Source organism: Humibacillus xanthopallidus, assembly GCF_044793955.1.
Lineage (GTDB): Bacteria > Actinomycetota > Actinomycetes > Actinomycetales > Dermatophilaceae > Humibacillus > Humibacillus xanthopallidus_C.
In genome coordinates this window covers 800099-820825 of the sequence record NZ_CP084995.1, presented here as the reverse complement: position 1 = coordinate 820825, position 20727 = coordinate 800099, and the positions used below count along the sequence as shown (strand labels likewise).

The window sequence follows — 20727 nt, the reverse complement described above, 5'->3', positions numbered from 1 at the left end:
AGGTCACCATGAGCGTCTTTCGCACGAAGTCGATCGAGCAGTCCCTGGCTGCCGCGGATGAGGCCGACCACCAGCTCAAACGACGCCTGTCGGCGCTCGACCTCGTCGTCTTCGGCATCGGCGTCATCATCGGCGCCGGTATCTTCACCGTGACCGGGCGGGCGGCTCAGCAGTACGCCGGGCCAGCGGTGGTCTTCTCCTTCATCATCGGCGCCGTCGTGTGTGCCCTGGCCGCCCTCTGCTACGCGGAGTTCGCCTCGACCGTGCCGGTGTCAGGCTCGGCCTACACCTTCTCCTACGCCACCCTCGGCGAGCTCATCGCGTGGGCCATCGGGTGGGATCTGCTGCTCGAGCTCATGCTCGGCGCCAGCGTCGTGGCCCAGGGCTGGTCGACCTACTTCGTCACACTGCTCGACCAGCTCGGCATCACCTGGCCGGAGTCACTCGGCCCGGCGGAGGGGTGGCACTTCGACCTTCCCGCCTTCGTCCTCGTCGCAGCCCTGACGTTGCTCGTCGCCAAGGGCATCAAGGAGTCGATGCGGGTCAACCTCGTGCTCGTCGGGGTCAAGCTCTTCATCGTGCTCTTCGTCATCTTCGCGGGCATCGGATTCATCAACCGCGACAACTGGACGCCCTTCATTCCCCCGTCGGCTCCGGGCGCCAAGGGCTCCGAGGGCATCCATGCCCCGGTCCTGCAGCTCATCACCGGCATGACCCCGGCCACCTTCGGCGTGCTGGGCATCATGTCGGCCGCCGCGCTCGTCTTCTTCGCCTACATCGGCTTCGACGTCGTGGCCACCACGGCCGAAGAGGCGAAGAACCCGCAGCGCGACCTCCCCCGCGGCATCATCGGCTCACTCGTCATCTGCACGATCCTCTACGTGGCGGTCGCACTCGTCATCACCGGCATGCAGCCGTACAGCGAGATCGACCCGAAGGCCGCCCTCGCCAACGCCTTCATCGCCGTGGGCAAGGACGGCTACGCGACGCTCATCTCCGCGGGAGCCGTCGCAGGTCTGACCACCGTCGTCATGACGCTCATCATCGGCGCGACCCGAGTGACCTTCGCGATGAGCCGGGACCGGCTGCTGCCCCCCGGGCTCGGCGTCACCAACCCCAGGACCGGCACCCCGGTCAAGCTCACCCTCATCATCGGTGGCGCCGTCGCCGTGGCCGCGAGCATCACGCCGATCGGGACGCTCGAGGAGATGGTCAACATCGGCACGCTGTCGGCGTTCATCCTCGTCTCGCTCGCGGTGCCGATCCTGCGCAAGAAGCGCCCCGACCTGAAGCGCGCCTTCAAGGTGCCGGGCAACCCGTGGATCCCGTGGCTGTCGGCGGCGTGCTGCTTCTACCTGATCCTCAACCTCAGCCTCGAGACGTGGATCCGCTTCCTCGTCTGGATGGCCATCGGCTTCGTCATCTACTTCATCTACTCGAAGAAGCACAGCCGACTCGAGACCGAGCCCGAGGCGGCCGCGGAGCCCCCCGAGATGGTCAAGGACCGCTGACCTCAGACAGGTGGGCCGGAGCGAGCTGAACCTGGTCGCTCCGGCTCGCACTGGCAGGGGCACGCGGCCAGACAGGCCAGCTCGAAGCACTCGTCGAGACAGGTGCACTCAGGGTCGGGAGCATCCGCCTGTCGCCTGATGGCGGCGGCAACCCGTGCTTCGTAGGCGGCTCTCCTGCGCTGGCGTTCGCCGCTGTGGGTGGGGTGGTCCGGCTGCGTCCCACGACGGCGTCGCAGGTCGGCCCGCCGGCGCCGCTGGTGATACCACCCCGTCGCAGGCGGCTGGCCCGGTCGGGGGTGGACGCCTCGGTAGGCCGGCTGGTCTTCGGGCAACAGCACGTCGAGGTGGCTCGGGAAGCGGCGGTCCGCGTTGTCCCGCAGGACGTCGTCCGGCACCGGCTGGACCTCGCGACCGGACCCGTCGAGCACAGCGAGCCGCAGACCAGCGAGCGCGAGGATGCTGCCGAGCAGATCGACGCCCACCCGCGTCGCGCCGGTCTCGAGCCGCCCGATGGTCGCGCGTGAGAGTCCGATGACGTCGGCGAGGTCGCGTTGGCTGAGGTCTGCCTCGCGCCGTGCGCGAAGGACGAACCTCGCCGCATCGAACACCGGTGGCGGTCGATCCCCACTCATCAGCGTCACCCCCACCCGACTGCGCGGCCACCTCGGCCTCGAGCCGATCGTCGCAGGACGCACGGCACCCGCGCTGCGGCCATCCCCAGCGACCAGCGACCAGCGACCAGCGACCAGCGACGGTATAGCTCTTCCCCCGCTCACACCCTGCTCCGCTGGCCGGAGCAGCATCTGAGTCAAACGCCGGCGACACCCCGCCAGCGGCTCACATCCTGCTCCGCTGGGTGGAGCAGAGTGTGAGTCAAACGCGGGCGACACCCCGCCAGCGGCTCACATCCTGCTCCGCTGGGTGGAGCGGAGTGTGAGTCAAACGCGGGCGACACCCCGCCAGCGACTCACACCCTGCTCCGCTGGGTGGAGCAGGGTCAGAGGGCCTTGATGATGTCCTCGACCCGCTCCTTGGCGTCGCCAAAGAGCATGGCGCTGTTGTCGCGGAAGAAGAGCGGGTTCTGCACTCCGGCATAGCCCGCCGCCATCGAGCGCTTGAACACGATGACCTCCTTGGCCTTCCAGACCTCGAGGACCGGCATCCCGGCGATCGGCGAGGTGGGGTCCTCCTCGGCGGCGGGGTTGACCGTGTCGTTCGCACCGATGACGAGCACGACGTCGGTCTCGGGCAGGTCGCCGTTGATCTCGTCCATCTCGAGCACGATGTCGTAGGGCACCCGGGCCTCGGCGAGCAGGACGTTCATGTGCCCTGGGAGGCGACCGGCGACGGGGTGGATGCCGAAGCGGACGTCGACCCCTCGCTCGCGCAGCTTCGCGGTCAGCTCGGCGACGGGATACTGCGCCTGCGCGACGGCCATGCCGTAGCCCGGCGTGATGACGACCGAGCCGGAGTGGATCAGCAGGTCGGCGACGTCCTCGGCGTTGGTCTCGCGGTGCTCGCCGTAGTCCACGTCGGCGTTGGACACGGCGCCGTCGGACCCGAAACCGCCGGCGATGACGGACACGAAGGACCGGTTCATCGCCCTGCACATGATGTAGGACAGGTAGGCACCCGAGGATCCGACGAGCGCACCGGTGACGATCAGCAGGTCGTTGCCGAGCATGAAGCCGGCCGCGGCCGCGGCCCATCCCGAGTAGCTGTTGAGCATCGACACAACGACGGGCATGTCGCCGCCGCCGATCGAGGCCACGAGGTGCCACCCGAAGGCCAGCGAGATGGCGAGCATCAGCAGCAGGGGCACGATCGAGTGCGACGCGACGAACCAGACGAGCAGGCCGAGCGAGGCCACGAGCGCAGCGAGGTTGAGCCAGTGGCGTGCCGGCAGCATGAGCGGCTTCGACGAGATGCGCGCCGAGAGCTTGAGGAAGGCGACGATCGAGCCGGTGAAGGTCACCGCGCCGATGAAGACCCCGAGGAAGATCTCGACGAGGTGCACGGCATCGCCCCCGCCGCTGTCGGCGAGGTAGGTGTTGACCCCGACGAGCACGGCCGCCGCACCGACGAAGGAGTGCAGCATCGCGATGAGCTCGGGCATGCCGGTCATCTCGACGCGCCGGGCCCGCCAGATGCCGATGCTCGCGCCGATCGCCATGGCGACCGCGATCGCGACCCAGTTGCCCCAAGCGGCGTCGCGCAGGGCCAGCCACAGCGTCGCGACGAGGGCGATGGCCATGCCGATCATGCCGAGGACGTTGCCCTCGCGGGCGGTCTCGTGCTTCGACAGACCCGCGAGCGACAGGATGAAGAGCAGGGCCGCCACGATGTAGGCGGCCTGGATGAGGGCGTTGCTGACGTCGGTCACCGGTCAGCCCTTCCGGAACATCGTGAGCATGCGGCGGGTCACCGTGAACCCTCCGAAGATGTTGATGCTCGCAATGAGCGTGGCGATGAAGGCCAGGACGAGGATGACCGTCGAGGTCCCCCCAGCCGAGGTGGGCGTCGTGCCGAGCTGGAGCAGCGCCCCGACGACGATGATGCCGCTGATCGCGTTGGTCACCGACATCAGCGGCGTGTGCAGCGCGTGGTGCACGTTGCCGATGACGTAGTAGCCGATGACGACCGCGAGGGCGAAGACGGTGAAGTGACCCAGGAAGCTCGCGGGTGACACGGCGGCGATGAGGGCGAAGACAGCAGCCCCGATCGCCATGCCCACATACTTCCGCCTCGGATCCTTGGGCTTGTCAGGCTCCTTGACCACCTGCTTCGACGCGGCGGCAGCCACGACCGGCGCCGCCGACACCTGGATCGTGGGGGGCGGCCAGAGCAGCTCGCCGTCGCGGGCGACCGTCATATTGCGCTGCACGACGTCGTCGAAGTCGAGCACGAGCTGCCCGTCCTTGCCCGGCGTCAGCAGCTTCATGAGGTTGACGAGGTTGGTGCCATAGAGCTGCGAGGCCTGGGTCGGCAGCCGTGCGGCGAGGTCGGTGTAGCCGATGATCCGCACGCCGTTGTCTGTCAGGACCATCTCGTCGGCGACCGAGCCCTCGACGTTGCCGCCGTTGGACGCCGCCATGTCGACGATGACCGAGCCCGGCTTCATCGTGGCCACCATCTCGCCGGTGATGAGCCGCGGTGCCGGACGGCCCGGGATGAGGGCCGTCGTCACGATGATGTCGGCGTTGGGAGCCTGCGCGGCATAGAGCTCGGCCGCGCGCCGGTTGTACTCCTCCCCCATCTCCTTCGCGTAGCCGTCGGACGACGCGGCACCCGCCTCGACCTCCGGCATCTGCACGGCGAGAAACTCCGCGCCCATCGACTCCACCTGCTCGGCCACCTCGGCCCGGGCATCGGTCGCGCGCACGATCGCGCCGAGCGACCGCGCAGTGCCGATCGCGGCGAGTCCGGCCACGCCCGCCCCTGCCACCAGCACCTTTGCGGGCGGCACCTTGCCGGCAGCCGTCACCTGACCCGTGAAGGACGACCCGAACTCGTGCGCGGCCTCGACCACGGCCCGGTAGCCGGCGATGTTGGCCATCGACGAGAGCACGTCGAGCGACTGCGCGCGGCTGATCCGCGGCACGGCGTCCATCGCCATCGCGGTCACGCCCGCGGCGCGGAGCTTCTCGACCAGCTCCGGGTTGAGCGCCGGCGCCAGCAGCGAGACGATCACGGTGCCCGGCCGCAGGCGCGCGATCTCCTCGTCGCTCGGCGCGTTGACCTTGTGCACGACATCCGAGCCCCACGCCTGCTCCGCGTCGACGACGCGAGCCCCCGCGGCGGCATACGCCTCGTCGGAGAAGCTGGACACGGCGCCCGCGCCCGACTCGACGACGACGTCGTAGCCGAGCCCGACGAGCTGACCGACGGTCTTGGGCGTCGCGGCGACCCGTGTCTCACGGGGGCGACTCTCTCGTGGGACACCGATCTGCACGATGGCTCCTTCGCGCTGAGGGGCAGGGACTGGTTCCCGAACCTAGAGCACGACCGGCGGGTAACGGGCGCCGAGGCGCCCAAATCACACGTATGCCGTCCGGTTGCCCGCCGCTGTCTCTGATCGTGGGCACGTGGCGCGATGAGGTGTGCTCAGCCAGGAGCCTCGTCGGGGGCCAGGAGGGCGTCGGCGTGCACGACGTCGACGACGAGCGCATTGACCAGGCCGCCGCGCAGGGCCGCCCTCACCGCCGCCGCCTTGGGACGGCCCGACACGATGCCGATGACCTCGGGGATCGCCCGCAGCTCCTCGGCGCCGATGGTGACGATGCGACCGCTGAGCGGCGGGTCGATGAGCCGGCCCCCGGCGTCGAAGAAGCGCCCACCGATCTCGCCCACCACCCCAGCCGCCAAGCAGGCCTCGCGGTCGGCGGGCGACACCGCGTCATAGATCGTCGACAGGCCCGGAGCCCAGGCCCCGATGCCCATGACCGCGGTGGTGACACGCGAGGCCTGGGCCAGCCCGCGGGCCACGAGGCCGTCGCGGCGGATGCTGCTCGCGGCGGTGTCGTCGTCGAGCAGCAGCGGGGCGTGGAAGATCGACGACGAGCCGCCCGTCACCTGGGCCGCCCGGCGCACGATGTCGACCGCGCTGCTGTTGACCCCGGGCACCTCCATCGCGCCCGAGAGCTGCACGACGTCGACGGCGGGGAGGTGGCGCAGCGACTGAGTCATGACGTCGATCGAGCGCGCCCACGGCAGCCCGAGCACGTCGTGCTCGTCGAGGATCTCGCCGAGCAAGCGCGAGGTGGCCTCGCCAAGGTGCTCGCTCAGGGTCTTGAAGTCCAGCCCTGTCCCGTCGACGACGATGGCGTGGCGCAGCCCGAACGTCTCCTGCAGACGGGCCGACCGGTCGAGGTCGATGTCACCCTCCGCGACGATCTCGATGCGCACCATGCCCCGCTCGCGGGCGAAGTCGAGCAGCCGCGCCACCTTGAACCGGCTGATGCCGAGCTCGTCGGCGATCTCGATCTTGGACCGGCCTGCGAGGTAGTGACGGCGCGCGACAGCGGCGGCCATCACCAGCTCGGCCGGTCCCCGTCGCTCCATCCCCGTCTCCCTCACGCCCACAGTGTGCTGCCTCCTCGTCGCCGTCGTGGCGAGACCTCCGATCTCGGACGACCTGTTGACACGAGTGACCTGAGTCACTTTACTCATATGTGCACTGCATCGCTCAAATGAGCATCACTCAAGGAGGAGCAACGTGCGACCGATCCGACACGGCACTCGCAGGCGGCCCACGGCCGTCGCCGCGGCAGCACTCACCACGGGGCTCGTCGCGAGCCTCTCCGCCTGTGCCGGCTGGGGCGCGGTCGGTCAGGGCGGCGGCGACGACGCCATCAACGTCCTCATGGTCAACAACCCCCAGATGGTCGACCTCCAGCAGCTGACGGCCGACAACTTCACGGCCCAGACCGGCATCAGGGTCAACTTCACGGTCCTGCCCGAGAACGACGTGCGCGACAAGATCAGCCAGGAGTTCTCGAGCCAGGCGGGGCAGTACGACGTCGCCAGCCTGAGCAACTTCGAGATCCCGATCTATGCCAAGGCGAAGTGGATCAGCCCGCTCGACGACTTCATCGCCAAGGACTCCGCCTTCGACCAGGCCGACATCCTCGAGCCGATGCAGGTCTCGCTCTCCTCCGAGGGCAAGATCTACGGCCAGCCGTTCTACGGCGAGTCCTCGTTCCTCATGTACCGCAAGGACGTGCTCGAGGCCAAGGGCCTCACGATGCCCGACAACCCGACCTGGCCCGAGGTCGCCGACATCGCGGCCAAGGTCGACGGGGCGGAGCCCGGCATGGCCGGCATCTGCCTGCGCGGCCAGCCCGGGTGGGGTCAGCTCTTCGCCCCGCTGACGACGGTCGTCAACACCTTCGGCGGCACGTGGTTCGAGAAGGACTGGACCCCGCGGGTCAACGCCCCCGAGTTCAAGGAGGCGACCAACTTCTACGTCAACCTCGTGCGCGAGTACGGCCAGAACGGCGCTCCCCAGGCCGGCTTCACGGAGTGCCTCAACAACCTCTCGCAGGGCAATGTGGCGATGTGGTACGACGCGACGTCGGCTGCCGGTTCGCTCGAGGCCAAGGACTCCCCGGTCCGCGGCAAGATCGGCTACGTCGCCGCACCCGTCGTCAAGACGAAGAGCTCCGGCTGGCTCTACGCGTGGTCGTGGGGCATCCAGGCCGCGAGCACCAAGCAGGAGAACGCCTGGAAGTTCATCTCCTGGGCATCGGGCAAGGACTACGAGCAGCTCGTCGGCGAGAAGCTCGGCTGGTCGCGGGTCCCCGCCGGCAAGCGGTCCTCCACCTACGACAACCCCGCCTACCTCGCCGAGGCAGGGGCGTTCGCCGCCCCGACCAAGGCCGCCATCGAGTCCGCCGACCCGGCCAACCCCGGCGTGCAGCCGCGGCCAGCGCTCGGCATCCAGTTCGTCGACATCCCCGAGTTCCCCGATCTCGGCACGCAGGTCAGTCAGGACGTCAGCTCCGCGATCGCCGGGCAGACGACGGTCGACGAGGCCCTCGACAAGGGCCAGAAGCTCGCCGAGGACGTCGCCGAGCGCTACCAGGCACGGGAGGAACAGTGAGCACCACGACCACCACCGAAGAGGTCACACCGGCCCCGGCCGCCCCGCCGCAGCGGTCGACCCAGCTGGCCAAGGCCGGAGACTGGGCGCGCCGCGCTCCGCTGCTGCCCGCCCTGATCTTCGTCATCGCCATGACGCAGCTGCCGTTCCTCGCGACGCTCGTCATCTCCTTCATGAACTGGAACGCCTACTACCCCGAGGAGCGCGGCTTCGCGGGCCTCGACAACTTCAAGCGGGTCTTCACCGACGAGAACGCCCGCCAGGCCGTGATCGTCACCATCCTGCTCACCGCCGGGGTCGTCCTGATCAGCCTGGCGCTCGGTCTCGCGATCGCGCTCCTGCTCGACCGCAAGTTCCGCGGCCGCGGCATCGTGCGCACCCTGATGATCGTGCCGTTCCTCATCGTGCCGGTCGCCGCGGCGCTGCTGTGGAAGCACGCGCTCTACAACCCCGAGTACGGCCTCTTCAACGGACTGCTCAAGTGGATCTTCGGTCCCGACGCCCCGCAGCCCGACTGGATCACCAACAACCCGCTGTGGGCGATCATCGCGGCGCTCGTCTGGCAGTGGACGCCGTTCATGATGCTCATCCTGCTCGCCGGCCTGCAGAGCCGGCCCCTCGACGTCGTCGAGGCCGCCCGCATCGACGGCGCCAGCCCGTGGCAGATCTTCCGGAGCATGACCCTGCCCCACCTACGCCAGTACATCGAGCTGTCCGGACTGCTCGGCGCGATCTACGTGGTGCAGAACTTCGACCACGTCTTCACGATCACCTCGGGCGGGCTCGGCACCGCCAACCTTCCCTATTACATCTACCAGACCTTCTACACCGCGCAGGACTACGGCCGGGCCTCGGCCGCGGGCGTCGTCGTCGTGATCGGCACCATCATCATCGCGACCCTCGCCCTGCGCTCCGTCTTCAGCCTGTTCAAGGAGGAGTCCCGATGAGCGCCACGGCCGCCACCCCCCGGGCAGATGCACGGCCCACCCCGATGGACCCGTCGGAGATCCGCCACCGCAAGCCACCGCGCAGCGCCTCCCTGCTGAGCCTGCTGGCGTGGGTCATCGGCATCCTCTTCGCCCTGCCGGTCATGTGGATGGTGCTCACCTCCTTCCACCGTGAGACCGACGCCGCGACCAACCCCCCGAGCGTCTTCGCGCCACTCAGCCTCGAGGGCTACCAGTCGTTCTTCGCCGCTGGCCCCTGGCCCTCGCTGCTCAACTCCCTCACGGCGAGCGTGCTCTCGACGATCCTCGTGCTGCTCCTCGCCTTCCCGGCGGCCTATGCGCTGTCGATCCGGCCGGTCAACAAATGGACCGACGTCCTCTTCTTCTTCCTCAGCACAAAGATGCTGCCGATCGTCGCTGGCATCCTCCCGCTCTACCTCTTCGCCCAGAAGGTGCACCTGCTCGACAACATCTGGTGGCTGATCCTGCTCTACACCTCGATGAACCTCCCGATCGCGATCTGGATGCTGCGCTCCTTCCTTGCCGAGGTGCCCGCCGAGATGCTCGAGGCCGCCCAGGTCGACGGCGCCGGACTCGTGCGCACTCTGCGCGAGGTCATCGCGCCGGTCGTCATGCCCGGCATCGCGGCGGCCGCGCTGATCTGCTTCATCTTCAGCTGGAACGAGCTGCTGCTGGCACGCGTGCTGACCGGCACCGTGGCCGGCACGTCGCCCGTCTTCCTCACCGGCTTCGTCACGAGCCAGGGGCTCTTCCTCGCCAAGGTCTGCGCCGCCTCGCTCATCGTGTCGCTGCCGGTGCTCGCTGCCGGCTTCGCCGCCCAGGACAAGCTCGTGCAGGGCCTGTCGATGGGTGCGGTGCGATGACCCCGGCCCCCACGACGACCCCCCTCTCAGCCGAGACGTATGCCGCCCTTCCGCAGGACGTCGGCCGGCCGGCATACGACCGGGGTGCGGTCACCGCAGGCATCGTGCACTTCGGCGTCGGTGGTTTCCACCGCGCCCACGAGGCGATGTATCTCGACCGGCTGATGAACGACGGCAAGGCGCTCGACTGGGGCATCTGCGGCGTCGGCGTGCTGCCCCACGACCGCCGGATCGTCGAGACGCTGACGGCGCAGGACGGGCTCTACACCCTCGTCGTCAAGCACCCCGACGGCCACCGGGAGCCCCGCGTCATCGGCAGCATCGTCGAGCTGCTCTTCGCCCCCGACGACCCCGCGGCCGTCGTCGACCGGCTGGCCGACCCCCGCACCCGCATAGTGTCGCTCACGATCACCGAGGGCGGCTACCTCGTCAACCAGGTCACGGGCGAGTTCGACGACACCGACCCCGCGATCCGGGCTGACCTGCAGGAGGGGGCCGTGCCGAGCACGGTCTTCGGCTACGTCGTGGCCGGGCTCGCGGCCCGGCGCGCCGCCGGCCAGACCCCCTTCACGGTCATGTCGTGCGACAACCTGCCCGGCAACGGCGATGTCGCGCGGCGGATGATGACCGCCTTCGCGCGCCTCAAGGACCCCGGGCTGGCCGACTGGATGGACGAGCACGTCGCCTTCCCCAACGCCATGGTCGACCGGATCACCCCGGTGACGGCGCCGGAGGACATCGAGCGGCTGGCCGACGAGTTCGGTGTCGTGGACGGCTGGCCCGTCGTCTGCGAGCCGTTCACCCAGTGGGTGCTCGAGGACCACTTCACCGACGGGCGACCCCCCTTCGAGGCGGCCGGGGTGCAGCTCGTCGACGACGTCGTGCCCTACGAGCTGATGAAGCTGCGCCTGCTCAACGCCAGCCACCAGGCGCTCTGCTACCTCGGCCACCTCTCCGGCTACCGCTACGCGCACGAGGTGTGCCAGGACCCGCTCTTCGTCGACTTCCTGCTCGGCTACATGGAGCACGAGGGCAGTCCGACCCTGCCCGAGGTGCCGGGCGTCGACCTCGACGCCTACCGGCGCCAGCTCATCGAGCGCTTCGCCAACCCCGAGGTGCGCGACACTCTGGCCCGGCTGTGCGCCGAGAGCTCCGACCGCATCCCCAAGTGGCTCGTCCCCGTCATCCGGCGCAACCTCGAGACCGGCGGTCAGATCGACCGCTCGGCCCTCGTCGTCGCGTCGTGGGCCCGCTACGCCGAGGGCGTCGACGAGCAGGGCGAGCCGATCGAGGTCATCGACCGGGTCAGGGAGCGGGTCATGGCGGCAGCCGCCCGCCAGCGAGAGGGCGACGACCTCGCCTTCCTGCGCGACCGCGACCTCTTCGGTGACCTCGTCGACGACGAGCGCTTCACCACGACGTATGCCGCCGCGCTCGCCAGCCTGCACGAGCGCGGCGCCCGCGCCACGCTCGAGACGTATGCCGTGCGCGGCACCGACCAGTGAAGGGAGCGCCATGCGTGTCGCGGTGCTGAACCGGCCGGGCGAGGTCGAGATCATCGATCGGCCGGATCCCGAGCCCGGCGCGGGTGAGGTGCGGGTCCGGGTCGCGGCCGTCGGGGTGTGCGGGTCCGACACCCACTACTTCGACCACGGCCGCATCGGCAGCTTCGTCGTCGAGTCGCCCCTGGTGCTCGGCCACGAGGCGAGCGGGGTGATCGACGCAGTCGGACCCGGCGTCGACCCTGCGCGGCAGGGGCAGCGAGTCTCGATCGAGCCCGGCCTGCCGTGCCGATCCTGCGAGCAGTGCCTCGCGGGGCGCTACAACCTCTGCCCGGACATGCGCTTCCACGCCACGCCACCCGTCGACGGCTCGCTCGCCGAGCTCGTGGTCGTCCACGAGGCGTTCGCCCATCCGGTGCCCGATTCGGTGTCGGACGAGGCGGCGGCCCTGCTCGAGCCGCTGTCGGTCGGCATCTGGTCGGCCCGCAAGGCCGAGGTCGGCGTCGGCAGCCGCGTGCTCGTCACCGGGGCGGGCACGATCGGGCTGGTGTGCGTGCAGGTGGCGCGGGCCGCCGGGGCCACCCAGATCACGGTCGTCGACGTCAACGACGACCGTCTCGCGATGGCGGCGGAGCTCGGCGCCACGCGCACCGTCAACCCCACCGTCGACGACCTCGCCGCGGCCCTGGCCGAGGCCCCGCCGGATGCGCTCGTCGAGTGCACCGGCCACCCCGCGGTCACGCGACAGGCGGTCGGGGCCCTCGCTCCCGCCGGCCGCGCCGTGCTGGTGGGGATGGGCGGCGACGAGGTGATGCTGCCCCTGTCGACGATCCAGGAGCGCGAGCTCGTCGTGACCGGCACCTTCCGCTACGCCAACACCTGGCCCACGGCGATCGGACTCGTGGCAGCGGGCGTGGTGCACCTCGACCGCCTCGTGTCCTCAAGGCATACGCTCGACCAGACGGCTGAGGCCCTCGTGGCGGGACGCTCCGACGCGAAGGCCATCAAGGCCGTCATCCTGCCGCAGCGGTGATGCTGACAGCACCGACGCACGGCACCGCCGCCGACGCACCACTGGAGGACCACCGATGAGCGACCGCACCCTCGTGGCCGGAGTCGACAGCTCGACCCAGTCGACCAAGATCGTCGTGTGCGACGCCGAGACGGGTGAGATCGTGCGCACTTCGCGGGCACCCCATCCCGACGGCACCGAGGTCGACCCCGAGCGCTGGTGGGAGGCCTACGAGCAGTCGAGCGCTGACGGCATCCTCGACGGGGTGGCAGCCATCGCCGTCGGGGGCCAGCAGCACGGCATGGTGACACTCGACGAGCACGACGACGTGGTGCGCGACGCCCTGCTCTGGAACGACACCCGCAGCGCGGGCGCCGCCGCCGACCTCACCGCCGAGCTCGGGGGCGCGGCCGCCTGGGTCGACGCGGTGGGCCTCGTCCCGGTCGCCAGCTTCACCGTGACCAAGCTGCGCTGGTTTGCCGAGCACGAGCCCGAGCTGGCAGCCCGAGCGACCCGGGTCGTGCTCCCCCACGACTGGCTGACGGGCCGGATCCTCAAGCAGGGCAAAGGTTTCGAGCGCTGGACCACCGACCGGGGCGACGCCTCCGGCACCGGCTACTGGTCCGCCGGGTCCAACGACTACCGCCTCGACCTGCTCAAGACCGCCTTCGGGCGCGAGCTCGAGGTGCCCGAGGTGCTCGCGCCGTCCGCCGCGGCAGGACGCACCGACAGCGGCATGCTCGTGGCCGCGGGCACGGGCGACAACATGGGGGCCGCTCTCGGCCTGACGCTGAGCCCGGGCGACGTCGTCGTCTCGCTGGGCACGAGTGGCACGGTCTTCACGCCTCACGACTCCGCCATTCGCGACGAGACCGGAGCGATCGCCGGCTTCGCCGACGCGACCGGGCGGCACCTGCCGCTCATGTGCACGCTCAACGCCGCTCGCGTGCTCGGCGCGGCGGCCACGATGATCGGGGTCGACCTCGCAGAGCTCGACCGTCTCGCTCTCGCAGCCGATCCCGGCGCCGGCGGACTCACCCTGCTGCCCTACCTCGACGGTGAGCGCACCCCTGACCTGCCCGACGCGACGGGCACCCTGAGCGGTCTCACCCGCTCCAACGCGACACCCGAGAACCTCGCACGCGCTGCTGTCGAGGGCATGCTGTGCAACCTCGTGGGCGGCGTCGACGCGCTGCGCCAGCACGGGGTCGGGGTCGAGCGGGTGCTGCTCATCGGCGGCGCCGCGGCCTCACGCGCCGTCCGCGAGATCGCTCCGGGGCTCTTCCGTGCGCCCGTCGTCGTGCCCGCGCCCGGTGAGTACGTCGGCATCGGCGCGGCCCGCCAGGCCGCGTGGGCCCTGTCGGGCGAGGCGGAGCCTCCGACCTGGCCGCTGGCCGTCGACTCGGAGTATCCCGTGCCGGCCGGACAGCAGTCCGCTGCAGCCGACGTCGTGGCGCGCTACCAGGCGCTCGTCACCTCGACCCACGGAGTCTGAGCAGCCGCGGGTCTGACGGAACCACACGATCTCAGCCGCGGCGGGATGGATGCGGCGGGAACAACGGCTTGACCACACTCATCCGGCCGCGGCGGGATGGATGCGGCGGGATCCGCGCCTCAGCGAAGCCGGCCACCCGGCATACCAGGTGAATGGCGACGCGAGTGGGGCCACGACGACCACGAGCTCGTCACCACACGTGGGTGGTGACGAGCTCGTGGTCGTCGTGGCAGGTCTGGACCGTCAGGCCAGGGCCTTGGCCTTCAGCGCAGCGAACTCGTCTGCCGTGATGGCACCCGAGTCGAGCAGCTCCTTGGCCTTGGCGATCTGGTCGGGGGCCGAGGCGCCCGCACCGGCCACCGAACGGACGTAGTCGTCCTGCGCGCGACGAGCCGTGTCCATGGCCTGGGCCGAACGCTCCGCCATGCCCTTGCCGCGCACGATGAGGTAGACGAGCAGCGTGAGGAACGGCAGGAAGATCAGCGCGATGATCCACACCGCCTTGATCCAGCCCGACACGGAGTCGTCACGGAAGAGGTCGCCGATGACCTGGAAGATGATCATGAGGTAGGCCATGAAGGCGAAGAAGATGAAGATGAACCAGACGATGTCCCAGAACGACACGGGAGAACAACCTTTCTCGGAGGGCGCACCGAACTCCGTCGGAGAGTCCGATGCGCCCACTATCGCGACCCGGCGCCGACGGTCGCATCATCCGGACCGGGTGACTCGCCCCGACGGACCACGGCTCAGCGGTACTCCGGGTTGTGCCACCCGAAGTGCTCACCGGCGTTCCATGCGGAGCGCTGGTTGCCGTGCGCCGGCACCCCTCCGGCGTCGTGGAGCAGCTTGGCCAGGTGCATGAGGTTCCACGTCATGAAGGTGGTGTTGCGGTTGGTGAAGTCGTTCTCGGGGCCGCCGCTGCCCGGGTCGAGGTAGGAGGGGCCCGGCCCCGCCTCGCCGATCCAGCCCGCGTCGGCGTTCGGCGGGATCGTGTAGCCGACGTGCTGGAGGCTGTAGAGCACGTTCTGGGCGCAGTGCTTGATGCCGTCCTCGTTGCCCGTGATGAGGCAGCCCGCGACCCGTCCGTAGAAGAGGTACTGCCCCTTGTCGTTGAGCATCCCGCTGAGGGCGTAGATCCGCTCGATGAGGCGCTTCGTCACGCTGGAGTTGTCGCCGAGCCAGATCGGGCCGGCGACGACGAGGATCTGGCTCTCGAGGATGCCGGGATAGAGGTCCGGCCACGCGTCGGTCTCCCAGCCGTGCTCGCGCATGTCGGGATGGACCCCGGTCGCGACGTCGTGGTCGATGAGGCGGATGACGTCGACGTCGACACCGTGCTCGCCCATGATCGCCGCGCTGGCGTCGACGAGCCCTTGGGTGTGGCTCACCTCGGGGCTCTTCTTCAGGGTGCAGTTGACGAAGGTGGCCCGTAGGCCGCTGAAGTCCCAGTCGCTCATGGGAGCACTGTCCTCCGCGGCCCACGGGCCGGCAATCCCTCAGGCGACCTCGACGTCGATGTCGACCGGCACCCCGTTGGTGATGACGTCGTAGACGGCCGAGCGCTGGCGCGACTGCTCGACGATCTCGCGCAGCACCTCCTCGGGGGCGTCCCCCTTGACGACGAACGACACCGTCACCTGCTCGTAGCCGTTGCGCACCGGCTGAAGCCCGAGGATGCCGTTGAGGTCGATGTCACCACTGACCGTCGAGCGCACCTCGGTGAGCGTCACCTTGCGGGCCGCGGCGATGTTGGCCATGCCCGCCGTGAGGCAGGCCGCCAGGGCGTGGAGGACGAACTCGACGGGTGTCGGCCCGTTGTCCTTCCCCACGAGCACGGCGGGGTGGTCGGCGTCGAAGACGAACTCCCGCTCGTGGCAGCGCTCCTCGCCGACGCCGAAGAAGTCGTGGATGCTCGAGCGGCTGTGCGTGCCCTGGACCCACTGGTTGTGGGCCCGGAACTGGAACTTCGCTGCCGGCGGCATCTGCTTGACGGCGTCCAGGGTGGCGAAGAGCGCCGCCGTGTCGACCCCGTTGCGGTGCGCGGTGGCGGGGTTGTCGGTCGTGATGGTCATGGTGCTGCCTTTCTGGATGGTGCTGGTGATGGATCGGTGCCGGGTGTCGGCGGTGCCTCGCTGGTCGAGGACGAGTGGGTCACGCGGCGAACTCGCTCGCGCGTGGGAGCGGTCTGGCCGCCATCTCGCCGGCCATCACGTCGATGGCCACGGCGAGCTGCTTCTGCAGCTGGAGGAAACGGCCCTGCTCGGGGAAGGTCGACAGGGCGCAGGTGATCTCGAAGACCTCCGCGGCCAGGCGGTCACGCTCCTGCCCATATGCCGCGAGCGCCGCTGTCTCGCAGTCGGGCTCGCTCATCGCGGCATCGATGGCCCCTGCGAGCAGCTCGGCGTCGCGGAAGGCGTCGCTGATGCCGTGGCCGGTGACCGCGTCGCGGTGGTAGCCGGCGTCGCCGACGAGTGCCCACCCGGGTCCGGACGCCTGACGGAAGTGGTTGGGCATGCGCAGCATCCCCCGCACCGGAGACCTTCGGGCGCCCGGGTCGACCCGGGCGGCGAGGCCGGGCACGGCCGATGCCAGCAGGTCGTCGAAGGCGTCAGCGGGGTCACGGCGCTGCCGGCGCGACGCCCGTGCCGCGTCCTCCGGCGTGCAGACCCAGATGCAGGCCTGCCCGTCGTGGGTGGGGAAGACGCCGGCGAAGGCGTTGGTGCCGAGGTGGTGCTCGATGGCCGTCCAGTCACCGTCGTAGTACGCGTACTGCGCCGCACCGGAGGCAGGTCGGACGATCGTCAACGGCGCCCCCACGGCACGGGCGACACGCGAGCTCAGTCCGTCGGCGCCCACGACGAGGCGGGCCCGGACCTCGACCGGCCCGCCCTCGTCCTGGCCCACGACACCGACGACGCGTCCCTGCGCATCGTGCACGACGTCGGTGACGGCGACCCCGGTGCGGATCCGCGCGCCAGCCTCTCGCGCCGCGCGCTGGAGCACGCCGTCGAGCACGATCCGGCGCGGGGCGAGGAGGAAGTCGACGCCATGGCGGTCCTTGACCTCGCGCTGCAGGAAGCCCAGGGCGCTCGTGAACTCGACCCGACGGATCGGCGGCGCCCCCGAGGCGACGACCGCCTCGAGCACTCCCCACCGGTGCAGCGCCACCATGCCCGACCGGGCGATGACGTGGGTCGAGATCGTGTCGCTGGGGAAACTCGCCCGGTCGACGACGAGCACGTCGTGGCCGGCGCGGGCGAGCAACAGGGCCGTGGCCGCGCCGGCGCAGCGGGCACCGACGACGACGACGTCGGCCTCGAGGACACGGGCGGCATCCGCGCCGCGGGCGCTGCGGGCGCTGTGGGCGGTGCGCGGGGTGCGGGCGCTGCGGGTGGTGTTGCTGCGGCGGGCTGCCGGTGAAGCGGTGGTCATGGGTGCTCTCCTCATCGATGCTGCGATGAGGACCACGGTCCCGCTCGGCGCGCCGCCGTCCTAGGACAGGATCTGGACTTCCCGTGGACTCCGTGAGGACTCGTCGTCGGCGAGGAAGGCGTCGATCTCCTCGAGCAGGTGCTCCCACGCGGGCTCGCCGGCGACGAGCAGGTGGTTGCGCGTGTCGAGCGGCACGAGGCGACTCCCGCGGATGCGTGCGGCGATCTCGCGGCCCTGGCTGAACGGGATCCGCATGTCGCCGCGGCCGTGGAGGATGAGCGTCGGCACGGTGATCTGGCCGACGAGGTCCGTGACGTCGATCGCGACGAAGCTGTTGTTGAGGCGCAGCGCGTTCTCGGCCGACGTCGTGCGGCGCATCAGCGCAGCGAAGTCGCTCCACAGCTGCGGCGGCGCGTCCGGCATGAAGGTGGATGAGAAGTAGAGCCGGAAGGACGGGTCGTCGCGGCCCCAGCCCATCCGGATGAGCTCGCCCTGCAGCTCCGCCTCGCGCAGCTCGTCCGGGGTGGTGGCCCGGGCGACCCGACCCTTGACGAAGGCGCCCACGAGGATGAGGCGGCTGACGCGCTCGGGGTGGCGGACGGCATACGCCATCGCGACGGAACCGCCCTGCGAGAGCCCCATGAGGGGGAAGCGCTCGAGCTCCAGCTCGTCGACGACGGTCTCGAGGTCGCGCACGAACGCCTCGAGCGAGACGTCCTCGGGGTCGTGGTCGGACAGGCCACAGCCGCGCTCGTCGTAGCGGATGAAGGTGCGCCCCCGGGAGAGCCCGTCCATCCAGTGCCGCCAGACCGGGCTCTCCCACTCGTAGTCGAGGTGGGTGACCCAGTGCGCCGCCCGCACGAGCGGCGGGCCCTCCCCCACCGTCGCGTAGGCGATGCGCACCCCGTCGGAGGCGTGGCAGAAACGGATGCGCTGCTCGAGATGCCGCGGGTCCGGCGGCAGTGGCACGGTCGGCGGCTGCGAGCCGGCGTCCGGCTCCGCGCCGGGCTCGGCGACGGGCTCCACGTCGGCCACCCACCGGTAGCCGCGGCCGTGCACCGTGCGGATGACCGTCTGGCTGATGCCGTCGTCGCCGACGACCCGGCGGGCCGCCTTGATGCGGCTCGTCAGCGTCGACTCGCTGACGAAACGGTCACCCCAGATGCTGTCGAGCAGCTCCGTCTTCGGCACGACGCGCTCGCGGTTGCGCACGAGGTGGCTGAGCACGTCGAAGACCTGGGGCTGGACGTGCAGCGACGTCCCGCCGCGTTCGAGCAGGAACCGGTCGGTGTCGATGACGAGGTCCCCGAAGGAGCACCGCACCCTGCCCATTCTCGCAGGTCAGCGTCCTTGAGCACAGGCAACTGCGACACCGCTCCGGTATGCCGTCCGGCCGGCTCGGGCGCCGTCCCGGGGCTTCACATCTGCTCGGGAGCCTCGAGGCCGAGCAGGTCGAGACCGGTCGCCATGACGCGGAAGACGAGTGCGCAGAGCGCGAGTCGCGACTCGCGCACCTCGTCGCGGTCGGCCTTGAGCACGGGGCAGTTCTCGTAGAACGCCGAGAACGTCTGGGCCAGCTCAAAGAGGTAGGCGCAGAGGCGGTGCGGCTCGTACTCGTCGCCCACCTCGGCGAGCACGTCACCGAAGCCGAGCAGGTGCAGCGCGAGGGCCCGCTCCTGCGGCTGCTCGACGAGGATCGGCGCCCGCTGCTCGGCCGGGTCCATGCCGACCTGCCGAAAGATCGAGCGGATCCGGGCGACGACGTACTGAAGGTAGGGGCCGGTGTTGCCCGTGAGCGCGACCATGCGGTCGAGGTCGAAGACGTATTCGCTGTTGTGGGCGACGGACAGGTCGGCATACTTCACGGCGCCGATGCCGATCTGGCGGGCGATCGTCGCGCGGACGGACTCGTCGAGGTCGGGGCGGGCGTCGTCGATGACGGCGCGGGCCTTCTCGACGGCCTCGTCGAGCAGCATCATGAGCCGCAGGGGCTTGCCCGAGCGGGTCTTGAGGATCTTGCGGTCCTCGCCGAGCACGTTGCCGATCTGGACGTGCACCGGCACGACGTCGTCGGGCAGCCAGCCGGCCTTGCGTGCGGTGTCCCACACCATGTTGAGGTGCAGCGCCTGCGGTGCCCCGATGACGTAGAGCACGCGGTGCGCCTTGAGGTCGTGCACGCGGTAGCGGATCGTCGCGAGGTCGGTCGTCGCGTAGCCGTAGCCGCCGTCGGACTTGCGGATGATGAGCGGCACAGGCTTGCCCTCGCGGCCGGTGTAGCCGTCGAGGAAGACGCAGAGGGCGCCGTCCGACATCGTCGCGATGCCCGCGGCCTCGAGCTCGTCGCAGAGCGAGCCGAGCACGGCGTTGTAGGTCGACTCCCCGGCGAGGTCGAGGTCGGTGAGTGTGATGCCGAGGGTGGAGTAGACCGTGTTGAAGTAGGTCTTGGAGAGGTCTACGAGCTCCTGCCACAGGGCGAGGGTCTCGGGGTCACCGGCCTGCAGGGAGACGACCCGCGTGCGGGCGCGGGTGTTGAAATCGCCTGCGCTGCCTGCGGGCTCGGCCTTCTCGGCCAGGTCGAACTTCACCCGCGCCGCCTGGTAGAAGGCGTTGGGATCGCTGACGAGCAGTTCGGCCTCGGCCGACTCCCTACCCACGTCGAGGAGGTGCTCGATGAGCATGCCGAAGGGGGTGCCCCAGTCGCCGATGTGGTTCTGCCGCACGACGTTGTGGCCGAGGTGCTCGAGGGTACGGGCGAGCGAGTCACCGACGACCGTCGTGCGCAGGTGGCCGACGTGCATCTCCTTGGCGACGTTGGGCGCGGAGTAGTCGATGGGGATGTTCTCGCGCTCCTGCAGGGGCACGCCCGCGCGCTCGTCGGCGGCGACCTCCTGCAGCAGCTGGGCGAGCCAGGCGTTCGAGAAGGTGAGGTTGATGAAGCCCGGCCCGCTCACCTCGACGGCATCGCACACGCCGTCGACGTCGAGCGCGGCGACGATCTTCGCCGCGACCTCGCGCGGCGGCATACCGACCTTCTTGGCGAGCGCCAGCGCCGCGTTGACCTGCACGTCGGCGAACTGCGACGGACGCAGCACCGGGTCGGCCTCGCGGTGCTCGTCGCCGAGCGCGGCGGCGATCGCGGACTGGACCCTGGGCGTGAGCGCGACGAGCGGTGAAACCATGCGGGCAAGTCTAGGTGCGGCCCGCAGGTGGCTGCGCCGCCGTTTCGGGCGCCTCGGTCCGGCGCCCACCGCCAGACGCCTCCCGTATGCCGGGTGGCTCGACGGGTGGTCAGCGGCTGCTCGGCCTGCGGTCGGGGTCGGGGGTCGCGGCCGGGGTCCGC

The 20727-nt window shown here is 70.2% G+C and carries 17 protein-coding genes; 7 read left to right on the top strand and 10 right to left on the bottom strand.

Annotation, left to right across the window (positions count from 1 at the left end; all coding sequences use genetic code 11):
* The first annotated feature begins 8 nt into the window (after positions 1 to 8).
* A complete protein-coding gene (locus LG278_RS03760; RefSeq protein WP_404391082.1) occupies positions 9 to 1511 on the top strand; it encodes an amino acid permease in 1503 nt (500 codons plus the stop codon).
* A 2-nt stretch (positions 1512 to 1513) separates the two neighbouring features.
* Here the strand turns inward: LG278_RS03760 and LG278_RS03755 are convergent, their stop codons facing one another.
* The 4 genes from LG278_RS03755 to LG278_RS03740 all read right to left on the bottom strand — a co-directional run bounded on the left by LG278_RS03755 (position 1514) and on the right by LG278_RS03740 (position 6587).
* Positions 1514 to 2143, bottom strand: coding sequence for a helix-turn-helix transcriptional regulator (locus LG278_RS03755; RefSeq protein WP_404391080.1), 630 nt, complete (start codon positions 2141 to 2143; stop codon positions 1514 to 1516).
* 365 nt (positions 2144 to 2508) lie between these two features.
* Positions 2509 to 3894: a Re/Si-specific NAD(P)(+) transhydrogenase subunit beta gene (pntB, locus tag LG278_RS03750; RefSeq protein ID WP_404391078.1), complete on the bottom strand. Its 1386-nt coding sequence runs from the start codon at positions 3892 to 3894 to the stop codon at positions 2509 to 2511.
* 3 nt (positions 3895 to 3897) lie between these two features.
* Entirely contained in the window at positions 3898 to 5463 is a 1566-nt protein-coding gene (locus tag LG278_RS03745) for a Re/Si-specific NAD(P)(+) transhydrogenase subunit alpha (protein WP_404391076.1), read from the bottom strand.
* A 152-nt stretch (positions 5464 to 5615) separates the two neighbouring features.
* Positions 5616 to 6587: a sugar-binding transcriptional regulator gene (locus LG278_RS03740; RefSeq protein WP_404391074.1), complete on the bottom strand. Its 972-nt coding sequence runs from the start codon at positions 6585 to 6587 to the stop codon at positions 5616 to 5618.
* A gap of 139 nt (positions 6588 to 6726) precedes the next feature.
* On the opposite strand from LG278_RS03740, the gene LG278_RS03735 reads away from it, so the two are divergent.
* The 6 genes from LG278_RS03735 to xylB are packed head-to-tail and all read left to right on the top strand — an operon-like array spanning position 6727 to position 13952.
* Entirely contained in the window at positions 6727 to 8112 is a 1386-nt protein-coding gene (locus LG278_RS03735) for an ABC transporter substrate-binding protein (protein ID WP_404391072.1), read from the top strand.
* Complete coding sequence (locus LG278_RS03730) at positions 8109 to 9059, top strand: carbohydrate ABC transporter permease (protein WP_404391070.1); 951 nt, start codon at positions 8109 to 8111, stop codon at positions 9057 to 9059. The genes LG278_RS03735 and LG278_RS03730 overlap by 4 nt, the downstream gene beginning before the upstream one ends.
* A complete protein-coding gene (locus LG278_RS03725) occupies positions 9056 to 9943 on the top strand; it encodes a carbohydrate ABC transporter permease (protein WP_404391068.1) in 888 nt (295 codons plus the stop codon). The genes LG278_RS03730 and LG278_RS03725 overlap by 4 nt, the downstream gene beginning before the upstream one ends.
* Positions 9940 to 11448, top strand: coding sequence for a mannitol dehydrogenase family protein (locus LG278_RS03720; protein ID WP_404391066.1), 1509 nt, complete (start codon positions 9940 to 9942; stop codon positions 11446 to 11448). Before LG278_RS03725 ends, LG278_RS03720 begins: the two co-directional genes overlap by 4 nt.
* Positions 11449 to 11458: 10 nt before the next feature.
* Positions 11459 to 12478, top strand: coding sequence for an NAD(P)-dependent alcohol dehydrogenase (locus LG278_RS03715; protein WP_404391064.1), 1020 nt, complete (start codon positions 11459 to 11461; stop codon positions 12476 to 12478).
* 55 nt (positions 12479 to 12533) lie between these two features.
* The gene (gene xylB / locus LG278_RS03710; RefSeq protein WP_404391062.1) at positions 12534 to 13952 is read left to right on the top strand and encodes a xylulokinase; all 1419 of its coding nucleotides are present in this window, start codon (positions 12534 to 12536) and stop codon (positions 13950 to 13952) included.
* Between the two features lie 243 nt (positions 13953 to 14195).
* Here the strand turns inward: xylB and LG278_RS03705 are convergent, their stop codons facing one another.
* From LG278_RS03705 to argS, 6 genes are all read right to left on the bottom strand, one after another.
* Entirely contained in the window at positions 14196 to 14576 is a 381-nt protein-coding gene (locus tag LG278_RS03705; protein WP_404391060.1) for an SHOCT domain-containing protein, read from the bottom strand.
* Positions 14577 to 14701: 125 nt separating this feature from the next.
* Positions 14702 to 15412 (bottom strand): flavodoxin family protein, encoded by a 711-nt coding sequence (locus LG278_RS03700; RefSeq protein WP_404391058.1) that lies wholly within the window; start codon positions 15410 to 15412, stop codon positions 14702 to 14704.
* Between the two features lie 39 nt (positions 15413 to 15451).
* A complete protein-coding gene (locus LG278_RS03695; RefSeq protein WP_404391056.1) occupies positions 15452 to 16027 on the bottom strand; it encodes an OsmC family protein in 576 nt (191 codons plus the stop codon).
* A gap of 79 nt (positions 16028 to 16106) precedes the next feature.
* Complete coding sequence (locus LG278_RS03690; protein WP_404391054.1) at positions 16107 to 17387, bottom strand: NAD(P)/FAD-dependent oxidoreductase; 1281 nt, start codon at positions 17385 to 17387, stop codon at positions 16107 to 16109.
* A 60-nt stretch (positions 17388 to 17447) separates the two neighbouring features.
* On the bottom strand, positions 17448 to 18710 hold the full coding sequence (locus tag LG278_RS03685; RefSeq protein ID WP_404391052.1) for an alpha/beta fold hydrolase: 1263 nt from the start codon (positions 18708 to 18710) through the stop codon (positions 17448 to 17450).
* A gap of 95 nt (positions 18711 to 18805) precedes the next feature.
* Positions 18806 to 20566 carry an arginine--tRNA ligase gene (gene argS, locus LG278_RS03680; protein ID WP_404391050.1) on the bottom strand — a complete coding sequence of 587 codons (1761 nt, stop codon included), beginning with the start codon at positions 20564 to 20566 and terminating at the stop codon, positions 18806 to 18808.
* Positions 20567 to 20727 lie beyond the last annotated feature (161 nt).

What these genes read in the sequence shown, in the direction of transcription:
- LG278_RS03695 (WP_404391056.1), bottom strand. Translation starts at nt 16,027, where the DNA reads ATGACCATCACGACCGACAACCCCGCCACCGCGCACCGCAACGGGGTC.
- LG278_RS03715 (WP_404391064.1), top strand. Translation starts at nt 11,459, where the DNA reads ATGCGTGTCGCGGTGCTGAACCGGCCGGGCGAGGTCGAGATCATCGAT.
- LG278_RS03700 (WP_404391058.1), bottom strand. Translation starts at nt 15,412, where the DNA reads ATGAGCGACTGGGACTTCAGCGGCCTACGGGCCACCTTCGTCAACTGC.
- LG278_RS03690 (WP_404391054.1), bottom strand. Translation starts at nt 17,387, where the DNA reads ATGACCACCGCTTCACCGGCAGCCCGCCGCAGCAACACCACCCGCAGC.
- xylB (WP_404391062.1), top strand. Translation starts at nt 12,534, where the DNA reads ATGAGCGACCGCACCCTCGTGGCCGGAGTCGACAGCTCGACCCAGTCG.
- LG278_RS03755 (WP_404391080.1), bottom strand. Translation starts at nt 2,143, where the DNA reads ATGAGTGGGGATCGACCGCCACCGGTGTTCGATGCGGCGAGGTTCGTC.
- LG278_RS03720 (WP_404391066.1), top strand. Translation starts at nt 9,940, where the DNA reads ATGACCCCGGCCCCCACGACGACCCCCCTCTCAGCCGAGACGTATGCC.
- LG278_RS03725 (WP_404391068.1), top strand. Translation starts at nt 9,056, where the DNA reads ATGAGCGCCACGGCCGCCACCCCCCGGGCAGATGCACGGCCCACCCCG.
- LG278_RS03760 (WP_404391082.1), top strand. Translation starts at nt 9, where the DNA reads ATGAGCGTCTTTCGCACGAAGTCGATCGAGCAGTCCCTGGCTGCCGCG.
- argS (WP_404391050.1), bottom strand. Translation starts at nt 20,566, where the DNA reads ATGGTTTCACCGCTCGTCGCGCTCACGCCCAGGGTCCAGTCCGCGATC.